General features: G+C 66.5%; 10 protein-coding genes. 2 read left to right on the top strand and 8 right to left on the bottom strand.

The window, feature by feature from the left end:
• Positions 1-50: 50 nt before the first annotated feature.
• Positions 51-2,240, top strand: coding sequence for an HDIG domain-containing protein (locus NZU74_04575; GenBank protein MCS6880585.1), 2,190 nt, complete (start codon positions 51-53; stop codon positions 2,238-2,240).
• Here NZU74_04575 and tsaD read toward each other — a convergent pair.
• From tsaD to NZU74_04550, 5 genes are all read right to left on the bottom strand, one after another.
• The gene (gene tsaD / locus NZU74_04570; protein ID MCS6880584.1) at positions 2,233-3,294 is read right to left on the bottom strand and encodes a tRNA (adenosine(37)-N6)-threonylcarbamoyltransferase complex transferase subunit TsaD; all 1,062 of its coding nucleotides are present in this window, start codon (positions 3,292-3,294) and stop codon (positions 2,233-2,235) included. The two genes, NZU74_04575 and tsaD, sit on opposite strands and share 8 nt — an antisense overlap.
• A 226-nt stretch (positions 3,295-3,520) precedes the next feature.
• Positions 3,521-4,315, bottom strand: coding sequence for an adenosylcobinamide-GDP ribazoletransferase (cobS, locus tag NZU74_04565; GenBank protein ID MCS6880583.1), 795 nt, complete (start codon positions 4,313-4,315; stop codon positions 3,521-3,523).
• A gap of 33 nt (positions 4,316-4,348) precedes the next feature.
• Positions 4,349-4,963: a histidine phosphatase family protein gene (locus NZU74_04560; protein MCS6880582.1), complete on the bottom strand. Its 615-nt coding sequence runs from the start codon at positions 4,961-4,963 to the stop codon at positions 4,349-4,351.
• A 131-nt stretch (positions 4,964-5,094) separates the two neighbouring features.
• Positions 5,095-6,051 (bottom strand): NAD-dependent epimerase/dehydratase family protein, encoded by a 957-nt coding sequence (locus NZU74_04555; protein ID MCS6880581.1) that lies wholly within the window; start codon positions 6,049-6,051, stop codon positions 5,095-5,097.
• Positions 6,052-6,316: 265 nt separating this feature from the next.
• Positions 6,317-7,360, bottom strand: coding sequence for a [LysW]-lysine hydrolase (locus tag NZU74_04550; GenBank protein MCS6880580.1), 1,044 nt, complete (start codon positions 7,358-7,360; stop codon positions 6,317-6,319).
• 116 nt (positions 7,361-7,476) lie between these two features.
• Here NZU74_04550 and NZU74_04545 point away from each other — a divergent pair, with 116 nt between their 5' ends.
• Complete coding sequence (locus NZU74_04545; GenBank protein ID MCS6880579.1) at positions 7,477-9,675, top strand: heterodisulfide reductase-related iron-sulfur binding cluster; 2,199 nt, start codon at positions 7,477-7,479, stop codon at positions 9,673-9,675.
• A gap of 211 nt (positions 9,676-9,886) precedes the next feature.
• Here NZU74_04545 and NZU74_04540 read toward each other — a convergent pair whose 3' ends face one another.
• From NZU74_04540 to NZU74_04530, 3 genes are all read right to left on the bottom strand, one after another.
• A complete protein-coding gene (locus NZU74_04540) occupies positions 9,887-11,485 on the bottom strand; it encodes an ATP-dependent DNA ligase (protein MCS6880578.1) in 1,599 nt (532 codons plus the stop codon).
• A gap of 165 nt (positions 11,486-11,650) precedes the next feature.
• Positions 11,651-12,667, bottom strand: coding sequence for a ligase-associated DNA damage response exonuclease (locus NZU74_04535; GenBank protein MCS6880577.1), 1,017 nt, complete (start codon positions 12,665-12,667; stop codon positions 11,651-11,653).
• Positions 12,668-12,865: 198 nt separating this feature from the next.
• The gene (locus NZU74_04530; protein ID MCS6880576.1) at positions 12,866-13,177 is read right to left on the bottom strand and encodes an RNA-binding protein; all 312 of its coding nucleotides are present in this window, start codon (positions 13,175-13,177) and stop codon (positions 12,866-12,868) included.
• Positions 13,178-13,361: the final 184 nt, after the last annotated feature.

The raw sequence follows: 13,361 nt of genomic DNA, 5'->3' as shown, positions 1-13,361 counted from the left end.
CCGCCACGCGCCGGAGAGGGCCTGCGCCCGCGACCGGCGACACGGGAAATATGAATATCACGCGACGACGCTGGGTTTCCAGCCTGCCACGCTTCCGCCCCCTCCAGCCGGCCGAAGCGTTCTCCCGTCGGTTGCGCCTGACTCTGACCCTCGAGGGTCTGTTGTTGTTCATCGGGATCTGGGTGGCGCTGACCCTCAGTCTCCCTGGCGAGTATGGGCGCCTCGAAGTGGGGCAACCCAGCCCGACGAGCATCTGGGCGCCTAAAGAGGTGACCTACGTTAGCGAGGTGCGTACTGCTGAACGCCGGGCGCAGGCCGAGAACAACCCCGATACGCTGGTCTACGTCTTCGATCCGCTGATCCCGGTACAGCAACGTCATGATCTCAGCGCGCTGATCGAGACGATCACCCGCGTGCGTGATGATCCTTCGCTTCAGCGCGAGGATCAAGTAGCAAGACTGGCGGCGCTGCCTAACGCCACTCTGCAAATCTCGGAGGACCAGGCCGAGCAGATCCTCGCCCTCAGCGACGCTCGCTGGGAGCAGGTGCACCGGCAAACCCTCGCCCTCTACGACCGGGCCATCGAGCGCTACGACTACGCCCTCGACGAACGCGCCCTGCTTCAGTTGCGCGAGCGCTGGCTGGCCTACTGGCTCGCCACCACCGACCTGTCCCCTCCGGAGCGCGATCTGGCTCGCTTCTTCACCGAGGCGTTCCTGCGGGTCAACCGCACTCTCGATGAGGTCGCCACCGCCGAGCGCCGTCAGCGCGCCCGCGACAGCGTGCCGCCGCAGCAGGTGCGGGTGCTGGCCGGCGAGGCCATCGTGCGCGAGGGTGAGATTATCACCCCAGAGACGATCGAGAAACTGCAACAGACCGGCGCCATGCCCGCGCCCCTGAGCTGGGCAGGGATCGCCGGTCGCGGTCTCTTCGCGGCGTTGATGAGCGTTGGGTTCATGGCTTACTTGCTGAGTTTTGAACCCCCCATTGCCCGGCGCCCGCGCGCGTTGCTGGTAATGATCAGCCTGATCGTCTTCACGCTGATCGTCGCGCGCCTGGTGCTGCCCGCGGTCGGCGATTGGACCTTCTTCTACCCACTGGCCGCCGTGGCGATCACGTTCACCGTCGTCTTCAACGGGCGCGTCAGCCTGGCCGCCGCCGTGCTGATGAGTGCGACCATCGGGGTAATGGAGCACAATGCTCTGAGCCTGGCGCTGACGCTGTTTGCCAGTTGCGTGGCCGCCGTGCTGATGACCCACGACGCCGAGCGCCTGCGCTCCTTCTTGCTGGCCGGAGTGAGTGTGGCAGCCGTAGTGCTGGTGGCCGAACTGGCCTTCTGGTTGATCAGCCAGCCGACGCTACCGGCCAGAAGCCTGATGACGCATCTGGCGCCCGTCACCCTCTTCGCGGGCATGAACGGAGCGCTCTCGGCCATCTTCGCGATTGGCGTCTTCAACGTGGTGAGCCGCGCCGCCGGCCTGGTCACGCCTCTGCAACTCATGGAACTGGCCCATCCCTCCCGCCCGCTCCTGCGCAAGCTGATCCGCGAGGCGCCGGGCACCTATTACCATAGCGTCGCCGTGGGCAACCTGGCCGAAGCCGCCGCCGAGGCAGTGGGGGCCGACGCGTTGCTGCTGCGGGTCGCCGCGTACTACCACGACATTGGCAAAACCATCCGGCCCTATTTCTTCACCGATAACCAGATGGGTCGCGAGAACGTCCACAATGACCTGGACCCCTTCACCAGCGCCCAGATCATTATTGATCACGTGCGCGAAGGCATCAAAATGGCCCGCAGCGCGGGCCTTCCGGAACAGATCGTGGACTTCATCGCCACGCACCACGGGACCGGTCTGATCCGCCACTTCTACCAGCAGGCCCTTCAGAAAGAGGATAGCGTGAGCGAGGCCGATTTCCGCTACCCGGGCCCGCGCCCTCACACACGCGAGCAGGCAATCCTGATGCTGGCCGACTCGGTGGAGGCCACGGTGCGCTCGAAGGCGCAGAATGGGAAGCTGGTCGCTGCCAATGGCAACGGCGGTCGCAACGGGGCTCCCGCCGGGGTGCAGGTGCTGGAAGAACTGGTGCACTCGATCATCGAGGCCCGCGTGCGCGAGGGTGAACTCGATAACGCACCGCTCACCATGCGCGAACTGACCCTGATCAAACAGGCCTTCGTCAACAGTTTGCAGTCCATCTACCATCCGCGCGTGGATTACGCGCCACAACTGGTCAAGTAGCCCCCAGACGCAACGCGGGGGTCACATCGAGATCCCAGTCGCTCTGCACTCCCGCGGCGAAGCGGTAGAACGCGGCCCCGGCCACCATTGCCGCATTATCGGTACAGAATGCCAGAGGCGGGTAACGCACCGGAACCGGCGCGCGGCGCGCCAGTTCGTCGCGCAGGCGCAGGTTAGCCGCAACGCCTCCCGCCAGCAGGATTTCGGCGGCCCCGTACCGCTGCGCCGCGTCTACGGTCTTGGTCGCCAGCACATCCACCACCGACTCCTGAAAGGCCCAGGCCATCTGGCGCACGAATTGTGGATCAAGCGCCGGGGCGGGCGTGGCCCCCTGTGTGCGAGGGAGGCGGGACTCACGCGCCTGCCGCTCCTGCACCCGGTGCAGCACCGCCGTCTTCAGGCCGCTGAAAGAGAAGTCGTAACTGTCGCGCAACCATGCGCGGGGCAGGGCTGGCGCACCGGTCACCCCCGCCGCCGCCTGCTGAATAGCCGGCCCGCCGGGATACCCCAGGCCTAGAATGCGCGCAACCTTGTCGAAGGCCTCACCCACGGCATCGTCACGGGTCTGTCCGAGCAGGGTGTAGTCGCCGTGGTCGCGCAGCAGGGCGAGCACGGTGTGACCGCCAGATACCACCAGGGCGACGATGGGAAACTGCGGCGGGGTCGTGTCGAGCCAGTTGGCGTAGATGTGCGCCTCGAGGTGGTTCACGCCGACGAAGGGCAAGCCGCGCTGCCAGGCCATGGCCTTGGCGGCGTTGAGGCCGGTGAGCAACGCCCCGCTCAGACCGGGGCCATGGGTGGCGGCGACGGCATGCACGGCGTTCCACCCCCCCGGCAGGGCCTGCAGAGCGGCCTCCACTACTGGAACGAGGGTCACGATGTGGTGGCGCGAGGCCACCTCCGGCACCACCCCGCCGTAGCGCTGGTGCATGTCCATCTGTGAGGCGACGATATTGGCCAGCACCTCGCGCCCCCCGCGCACCACTGCCGCCGCGGTTTCATCGCACGAGGTCTCCAGGGCCAGAATGGTAAAGCTGGGGGGAAGTTCATTCATACGCGTGATTCCTGAGGTAAGAATACGCCATGGCGGGAGAGCCAGGCCCTCCCGGCGGCGAAGCTGGATTTTCCTAACCCTCCCCCAATTCCCCTCCCTCTCCACCTATAGTGGAGAGGGGGGGAGGAGCGACGCCGATTACCGGTTGGAGGGAGGTGGGGAAACCTGGCTTCCCCACGCCCCGGCCCGCAGGGAGGGTTTGGGAGAACGCCCCCCAGAATCGCCTTTACCCCCCTCCAAAGATCGGCCTGGCGGTCAGGGTCGCCAGGGCTACTACCTCGGCGATCTCACAGAGGGCGCCGTAGGTGTCACCCGTCAACCCGCCAAGGCTGCGCGTCCACCAGCGAGCGAGGAGGTGCGTCGCAGCCCAGACGGCCAGCAGGGCCGCCAGGCCCCCCGCGCCGGCCACCAGCGCCGCCAGCGCCACCGTGGTGGCGCTGGCGACCATGACGTCGGCGCGCCGCGCCTGGTCGTGCAAAGCGCGTCCCAGGCCCCCCGCCGCCGCTGCCGGGAAGAAGAAGATCGCGTAGCAAGCGGCCCAGCGCCCGAGCACCGGGGCCAGGAGCGCGGCCTGCCACCAGGCCGCGCCGCCGCCGGCGAGCAGGGCGACCTTCAACAGCAGCACGGCGATCAGGGCCAGCGCGCCCATAACCCCGATGCGGCTGTCTTTCATGATCTCCAGTTTACGCTCGGGCGAGCGCCAGCTCAACACCCCGTCGAAGGTGTCGCTCAAGCCGTCCAGATGCAGCCCGCCCGTAATTACTTCCCAGCTTACCACGACCAGCGCCGCCGCTACCAGATCACTCCAGAACCAGCCGGCCAGCCAGCCCACCAGGCAGAGCAGCGCGCCAATGACCAGTCCCGCGACGGGGAACCAGGGGATGGCTATGACGGCGCTGCGCTCATGCGTCGGAGGCAGCCAGGGCTGCGGGATGATTGTTAAGAAGCGGATGGCCTCGCCAATGCCTACTACGACTGACCAGGGATTCCAGCGGTAATTGTGATACGGGTCGTGCTGCATAGCTTATTCTTTCGCTGGTCATGTTCTGCCCCGCTATCGCCCGATCCGCGGCACTTCGTTGACCATGCGCACGATGGGTCCTGAAGCATACACATCAATCGCGGTGATGCCGCCGAGGTCAATGCGCCAGTGCCAGTATGCGTCGGGAGCGAGGCCCAGACAGATGCAGAGCGCCAACTGGATGGGCGTGGCGTGGGAGACCACCAGCACGCGCCCCCCTCGATGCTCCTCGATCAGGCGGACCCAGGCTGCCGACACGCGCGCGTGCACCTCGGCGAGGCTCTCCCCTCCCTGAGGCCGTCCATCAAGACCGTCGGCCCAGCGCGCGCGGGCTTCATCGGGGTAACGCGCCAGCACCTCGCGGTAGGTCAATCCCTCCCAGCGGCCCTGGTGCGCCTCGGCCCACTGCGCATCCAGGCGCACGTCCACCCCGGCCCGTCCCGCGAGGATGGCCTCCGCGGTCAGACGCGCGCGCTCGGTCGGACTGACCAGGGCGACGCCAAAGGGCACGGGGCGCAGGCGGGCAGCCAGCGCCTCAATCTGCAGGCGCCCGTAGCTGGTGAGCGGACTGTCGCCGACGCCCAGGTAGCGCCGCTCCAGGTTGGCGCGGGTCTGCCCGTGGCGCACAAGCCAGACGCTGGTTCGCATGCCGGTGCACCTCCTGATGGAAACGCGACCGCGCCACTTCTCACCCTCCCCGCCTCGCTGCGCTCAGCGCCCGCTCCTACTGCATCCGCGGCGGGGAGGCACAGGGTTTGGGGGCGAGTGAGGACAACAAATTACCTCAACGTCACTTCGACTTTCAGCGCCGCCGGGAGGCCCTCACGGTACGAAGGATAGCGCAAGCGCACCCCTAACTCCTCACGCATGCGCCGGTTCGCCATGCGGTGCGACACTGAAGCCATCGCCACCAGATCCACCGGCAGCGGGTTGGACCGGCCGCGCAGGCGGCTCACGGCGTCGATCAGCCGCACCAGGATGCGCCCGGCGAGGGGAGGCATGGAAGGCGGAGGCGGCGCGCCGAGCAGGGCCGCCAGGTAGTTGTAGAACTCGCGGACCGGCGCGGGCTGATCATCGGCCAGATTGTAGATCCGCCCGGGCTGGCCCCGCTCAGGCATGGCCAGCAGGGCCTCGATCAGATCATCAAGGTGGATGTTGGAGGCAAAGCCCTTCCCGCCGCCGATCAGTGGAAAGCGCCCCCGTCGCACCTGCTCGATCATTAACGCCGGGCTGTCCGGGCCATACACGGCGGCGATGCGGGCGATCTGCGCTGGCGTGCCATCGCGCCGGTACGCCTCCAGCAGCACCCCTTCAGCCTCGGCTTTGGCCCGGGCGTAATGAAACGAAGGCGCAGGCGGCGTCTCCTCGGTGAGCCAGCTCGAACTACTGGGGTAGAGCGCCCCGCTGCTGGCGAACACGACCGCGCGCAGGCGCCGGCCCGCGCAAGCTGCAGCCAGGGCCTCCGCGCCACCTACGTTCGAGCGCCGGATCATCTCCGGGCTGCCCAGAGCCGAGCCGGCGAGATGGTACACCACCTCCACATCCTTCAGGGCCGCCGCCAGCGCCGAGGCGTCACTGGCATCGGCGACCAGCGGCTCCACCCCCAGGGCGGCCAGTGCCTCCAGCGCGGCGCCATTGCGGTCGAGACCGCGCACCGCGGCCCCGCGGGCGCGTAGAGCGCGGGCCAGGCTGCAACCAATGTAACCGCCCGCTCCGGTGATCAGGATCACGGACATGCTCCCATGCCCTCCGTCCAGCCCGTTTCACGTGAAACACTTGTTCGCACCAGTTACGCCTCGGTGGGAGGCCGAAGGATTTTCCTGGAAGACCTTCGCCCTCTCGTCTGGCAGGAGCATGAGGAAACCAGGTTTCCCCACGCCCCCGCCCGCACCTCACCCTCCCCTGCCTCGCTCTGCTTGGCGCCCCCTCCCTCTCCACTGCAGTGGAGAGGGAGGGGGCCGGGGAGTGGGTGAGGACTACATTTCCCCTCGTGGGATGTTCTCACTCCAACCCCGCCAGGACCTCGGTCAGCACGGCGATGGCCCGCTGGTACTCAGCGAGATCCAGGTGCTCATCGGGCGTATGGTCCAGCCGCGAGTCGCCGGGGCCATAGGCGACGATCGGGCAGCCCCAGGCCGGGCCAACCACGTTCATATCGGCGGTGCCGGTTTTGTGGAGGAAGCCCGGCTGGCCCCCCTGGGCGCGAATGGCCCGCACGAAGGCGCTCGCCAGCGGCGTGGTGCGGGGGCTGCGAAAGGCGGGACAGGCCCCCTCGAAGCGCAGGGCGGCCTCGCCGGCCAGGGTGGAAAGAGTCTCGACCAGGGTGGCCGGATCCACCCCTTCGGGCAGACGCAACCCCACCGTGGCCTCCACCCAGTCGGTAAGACCGTCGCCGCCGCTGGCTACCCGGCGCAGCGAGGGGGTCAACCGCTCGAAGAGCCGCTCACGCCCGGCATTGTAGACGGCGCAGTGAGCCTCCACTGCCCGCCAGAAGGCCACCATCACCTCGGGGGCTGCGGGCAGCTCGCCAGCGCTATGGGCCGCGGGTTGCTCCAGGCGGTAGTGGACCAGCAACCGACCCTTGTAGCCCAGGGTCACCCGATCCCAGCCGCTCGGCTCGCCGATCACGCAAAAGGCCGGGGCGTAGCGGTCGCGGGCGTAGTGCGCGCCCCGGGAACTGGCAGCCTCCTCCTCCGTAGCACCAATGAGGGCCACACGGCAGCGCAGGCGCCCGGCCAGCTCGACGCGGCGCGTCGCGGCGATGAAGGCCGCGAACGGCCCCTTGGCGTCCACCGCTCCGCGACCGTAGAGCTTACCCGCCTCGATCCGCACCGGCACGGCGCCGGGTACGGTGTCAATGTGCCCCAGCAATACCACCAGCGGCCCCCTCGCGCCAACCAGCCCTACCGCATTGCCCGCCGCATCAACAAAGGCTTCCCAGCCAAACGAACGCATCTGTTCGACCAGGAACCGGGCCGCCGCCTCCTCCTGACCTGAAGGCGAGGGAATGCGCAGCAGGGCTTCGAGCAAACCAGTCTCGTCCAAATAGTGATGATTGTCGCGCATTTCGTTAACAAACCTCGCTTTGACGCTCTACGACGCAGATGTTATGATACGCAAGAATTCCACGACCCGAAGCTCTAGAAAGGTGCAGCGGCACCATGCAGCAAGAGCAAGTCATTGCGCTCCGCGAAATCTACTGGAACATCCCCCAACCCTACGGTTCGCTCTTCCTCTACAGTCTCATCATCGTCACCACGGTCGTGATGTCCTGGGGCATTATCCGCGACATTAGCCGCTGGCGCAAAGGACGTCCAGATCCCCGGCTCGACCAGATCCCCTCCCGCGCGGCGGAGTTTCTGGTGCAACTCTTTGGCCAGAAGAAGGTGCTGCGCGACCGCCGGCCCGGCTCGATGCACGCGCTGATCTTCTTCGGCTTCCTGGCGCTCTTCATCGGCACGGATATCATCGCCGTGGAAGAGGATTTTACCGTTCCGCTGATGGGTGAAGAAGCAGGCAAGATCCTGGTTGGCGGTTTCTACCAGGCGTATGAACTTATTCTCGACACCCTGGGCCTGGTCTTCGTCCTGGGGCTGCTCTGGGCGACCCTGCGGCGCTACCAGCGCAAGGAACCCCGCCTCGACAGCCGCCGCACCGACGCCTGGGTGCTCGCGGTGCTGCTCTTTCTCGGCATTGGCGGGTTCCTGATCGAAGGGCTGCGCATCGCCAACCAGTGCTGGCCCAGCCACGAGCAGTGTCTGACTTACACCTACGAGCAGAGCTGGGCGCTCCTGTCCTTCGTAGGCTTCGGCCTGGCAGGGTTGTTCCGCGCTATCGGTCTGGGCGACGGCAATCCCGTGGCCCTGGGGTTGCATCAGGCGCTCTGGTTCACCCACGCCGGCGCCACCGCCGCTTTCATCGCCACTCTGCCGTTCAGCAAGTTCAAACACATCTTCTATACGCCCCTCAATACCTTCTTCCGCGACACCACCCCCCAGGGCGCCCTCGACCCCATCCCTGACCTGGAGGCGGAGATCGAGAAGGACGAGCCGCGCCTGGGTATCGCCACCCTCGCCGACCTGAGCTGGAAGCAGCGCCTCGACCTGGATGCCTGTATGCGCTGCGGGCGCTGCCAGGCCAATTGCCCGGCTCACGCCTCCGGCGCCGACCTGTCGCCGAAGTATATTATCACCAAGCTGCACGACCTGATGCGCGAGGAGCCGATCCGCTTCAAGGACGGCACGGTCAAGCTGGTCAAGGATCTGGAGGCCGGCGAAGAGCACGGGAAGCGCAACGGGAACGGCAATGGCCACGCCGCGATTGACGTGGAAACCGTGCCGCTCTATGGCAATCTGTTCACCGAGAATGAACTCTGGAGCTGCACCACCTGCTATGCCTGCGTCTACGAGTGCCCGGCGATGATCGAGCACGTGGACGATATCGTGGGCGCCCGGCGCCATCTGACGATGATTGCCAGCGAGGTGCCCGCCGGGGTCAAACGGGTGCTTGAAGGCATCGAGCGGGCCGGCAACCCCTGGCGTCTGCCCCAGCGCGAGCGCACCGCCTGGGCCGAGGGGCTTCACGTGCCGGTGATGGCCGAAAAGGAAGAGGCCGAAGTGCTCTACTGGGTCGGTTGCGCCCCCAGCTACGACGAGCGTAGCAAGCGCGTCGCTCGCGCCTTCGTTCAGCTCATGCAACTGGCAGGCGTGGATTTCGCCATCCTCGGTGAAGAAGAGACCTGCAACGGCGACCCGGCCCGGCGTATGGGCGAGGAACTGCTCTACCAGTCCCAGGTGCAGCAGAACATCGAGACGATGAAGCAGTACCGCTTCAAACGCGTCGTGACGACCTGCCCCCACTGCTTCAACACCATCAAGAACGAGTATCCCCAGTTCGGCGGCGGGGCCGGCACGGAGTATGAAGTCGTGCACCACACCCAGTTGCTCGATGAACTGGTGAAGAGCGGCAAACTCAAACCGCTTCAGCCAATCAACCAGACCGTGGTCTACCACGACCCGTGCTACATCGGGCGCTACAATGATGTGTTCGAACCACCCCGCCAGGTATTGCAGAGCATTCCCGGCATCAAGCTGGTCGAAGCGCCGGAGCGCAACCGCGAGCGGGCGATGTGCTGCGGCGGCGGCGGCGGGAACGTCTGGTTGGAGGGCTGGGGCAAGGAGCAGGTCAATTACCTCCGTCTGGAGCAACTGGTCCAGAACCAGCCCCAGACGCTGGCGATGAGCTGCCCCTTCTGCATGGTGATGTTTGAGGACGCCGCCAAAAATACCGGCCGCGACGAAACCCTGCAACGCCGCGACATCGCTGAGTTGCTGCTGGAGGCGGTGAAGAAAGCCCCGTAGGGCGCGACTGCGGATTGCCAATCGGCGCCTGGAACCGCACAAGACTCATCGCATCCGAAGCTACAGCAGAGAGGGGAGCGTGGCTCCCCTCTCTGCTGCAGCTCGACGCTGCTTAAACCAGTGTTGCACAGGACACATCCATCATCGCCAGATCTCCTCGGGACGCCATGTACGGCAATCTAAAATCCAAAATCCACAATCCGAAATAGCATCACCCCTCCCTCACCATCGCCCTCACCGCGTCCAGGGTGTCGGCTTCACGCGGCGGTTTATCGCGGCGCCAGCGCAGGATGCGCGGGAAACGCACCGCGATGCCCGCTTTGTGGCGCGTTGATGGCTGTAGCCCCTCGAAGGCCAGTTCAAACACCAGCTCCGGGCGCACCGTTCGTACCGGTCCAAACTGCTCGACGGTGTTGCGGCGCACGAAGGCGTCCACCTCGCGGATCTCGGCGTCGGTCAGTCCGGAGTAGGCCTTGGCGAAGGGCACGAGCGCATCCCCGTCCCACACCCCGAAGGTGTAATCGGTGTAGAGACTGGCCCGTTTGCCGCTGCCGCGCTGGGCATAGATCAGCACCGCGTCCACTGTGTACGGCGCCACCTTCCACTTCCACCAATCGCCCCGCACCCGCCCGACCCGGTAAGGCGAGGCGCGACGCTTGAGCATCAGCCCCTCGGCATTCACTTCGCGGCTGCGCTCCCGCGCCGCGGCCAGTTCTTCCCAGGTGCTCCCCGCCACCAGGGGCGAAAGGCGAATGGCATCGTCGCCGGAATCAAGGATCTGTTCGAGCCGCGCACGGCGCTCGTGCAACGGCGCGCCGCGCAGGTCGTGGCCCTCTGCCTCCAGCAGGTCGTAGGCAAACAGCGCCGCCGGAACCTCGGCAAGGATCTTGCGGGTGAGCTGCTTGCGCCCGATGCGGCGCTGCAACTGGCTGAAGGGCAGCACGGCCCCGTCGCGGAAGGGCAATACCTCGCCGTCGAGCACTGTGCCATCGGGGAGACGCGCGGCCGCCGCGACCAGCTCGGGAAAACGTTCAGTGATCAACTCCTCGCCGCGCGACCAGAGAAAGCAGTGCCTTTCGCGGCGGATGAGCTGGGCGCGGATGCCGTCCCACTTCCACTCGGCCTGCCACTCCTCGGGCGCCCCCAGGCTGACCGGGTCATCCTCCAGCGGATGGGCCAGGAAGAAGGGGTAGGGCCGGCTCGCATCGGCGTCGGCCTGTTCAACGGCGAGCAGGCTGCGGTACCAGTCCGCTGACGGCGTCCAGTCGCCCATCAGACGGTGGGCGATCACGGTATCCTCCACGCCGCTTACCTGGGCCAGGGCGCGAACCACCAGCCGCTGCGACACCCCCACGCGAAAGCCGCCGGTGATCAGCTTGTTCCACAAGAACCGCTGCGGCTGGTCGAGTTCGGACCAGGCCCGCAATACTGCCGCCCGCTGGGTGGCCTCATCCGCCTCGCGGAGAGGCAGCAGGCGCTCCTCGATCCAGAAGGCCAGCCCGGCGGGCGCGCCCGTGGCAGACGCCAGCGGTGTATCGGCCAGCAGGAGGGCCACAGTCTCGGCAAAATCGCCCACTGCGTCGTAACACTCCCCGAAGAGCCAGGCAGGCACGCCGGCAGCCTCGATCGCCCACTCGCTCAGACGGCGCGAGCTGATCACCTGGCGCGGCTTGCGCCCGCTAAGAAAGTAGAGCGCCCACGCTGCATCGTCCGCTGGCGCGGCGGCAAAGTAGCGCGCCAAAGCGGCGACCTTCTCATTGGTCCGTGTCGTCTCGTCCAGCGCGGCATACAATTCGGCAAAAGCGCGCATCCATCGATCTCCTGCACTTCTAGGGTATGGAACAACCGGGGTTCCGCACGCCCCTCTACCCGGCAGCGGGGTGCTGCTTCTCACCCTCCCCGCCTCGCTGCGCTCGGCGCCCCCTCCCTCTCCACCTACGGTGGAGAGGGAGGGGGTTGGGGGGAGGGTGAGGAATCACCCCTCCTCACCCATTGCTGCGCCCTGCTCGCCCTCGAAGCGCGTGGCGATCGCGCGGGCGTCAAGTCCTTGCTCTGCCAGCCAGCGGGCCAGCACGGCGCTGTAGCCGTGGGTCACCCACACCCGCTCGGCGCCGGTGGCCGCGATCGCGGCGAGCAGACCGGGCCAGTCGGCGTGGTCGGACAGCACGAAGCCGCGATCCACGGCGCGCCGGCGGCGCGCCCCGCGAATTCGCATCCATCCCGAGACGAAGGCGGTCGAAACTTCGCCGAAGCGGCGCGTCCAGGCGCTCGCTTGCGCCGCGGGCGGCGCGATAATCAGGGCGCGAGACCAGTCTACCTCACGCCCGGCTGCGCCGGTGTAGGCGGCAGGTGGCAGGGCGACCCCGGCGGCGCGATAGACGCCGTTGAAGCGTTCAACTGCCCCGTGGCAGAAAATGGGGCCAATCGAAGGATCGAGGCCCGCCAGGATGCGCTGGGCTTTGCCCAGTGCATAGGCAAACAGCAGGCTGGCGCGCCCGGCCTCCTGATTCGCCCGCCACCACCTATGAATGCCGGCAAAAACCTCGGCCTGAGGACGCCAGCGGTAGATCGGCAGGCCAAAGGTCGCTTCGGTAACGAAAGTGTGGCAACGCACCGGCTCAAACGGGACGCAGGTGGGATCGGCTTCGGTCTTGTAATCACCAGAGACGACCCATACCTCGCCTCGATAGGCGACACGCACCTGAGCCGCGCCGAGGATGTGCCCGGCAGGGTACAGCGACAGTTCTACGCCATTCACGCGCAGCGGCTCGCCGTAGGCCAGCGTCTGGATGGAGGCATCAGGGCCAACGCGGGCGCGGAGTGTCGCCTCACCCTCGCGGACGGTCAGATACGCCCGCATACCGGGACGGGCGTGATCGCTATGGGCATGGGTAACGACCGCGCGAGGCACCGGTTGCCAGGGGTCAACGAAAAAATCGCCCGGCGGGCAGTATAGCCCCTGCGGAGCCAGTTGGAGCAGCGTCTCATACATACTATAAGGTTATCACGAAACGATCGACCCGCTCAGCGTCCTCAGTGCCTCAGCGTCCTCAGTGGTAAAAAATCAAGATGCCTCATTTACAGACCACTAAGCAATACCCATAAGAAAAACCCCCTGTCATGCGACAGAGGGTGAAGGTTGCAAACGCTAAGGAACTGGCCGAGGCGCACTCCAGTTCGATGAGGGCGACTAGTACCGTCGTGGGCCACTATACCCGCCGCGTTCGCCGCTGTCACGGCGGGGACCGCGGAAACCGCCCTTGTCTTCGGCTTCGTTGACACGGATTGGCCGGCCAGCCACGGACAGGCCATCGGTCGCACGGATCACAGACGACACATCCTCAACGTCCATTTCGACAAACCCGAACCCGCGCGAGCGGCCGGTGTCGCGATCATAAATGACGCGCGCGCTCTGGACATCGCCATGCTGGCTGAACACGCCCTCCAGCATTTGATCATCAACGCTCCAGGCCAGGTTGCCGACAAAGAGCTTCACTTGCATTCCGGTCCAACTCCTGCGTGCCAGGCGATCGCCGTAGCACAGCAATGGCAGGGGCATCCCCTGCGCTCCTCACTTCAGCCTATGCCATGCGGCGCACCGCGCACGCCTCGCCTCACAGGCGTGCAACGGCGTCACAACGTCCCGTGCTGTGCCTCGGGCCTGGAGGTCGTGCGGGCGGGGAGAC

The sequence above is a fragment of the Chloroflexaceae bacterium genome, assembly GCA_025057155.1.
Classification (GTDB): domain Bacteria; phylum Chloroflexota; class Chloroflexia; order Chloroflexales; family Chloroflexaceae; genus JACAEO01.
Note: the sequence above shows the minus strand (reverse complement) of the source record. Positions and strands in the feature narration are given on the sequence as shown.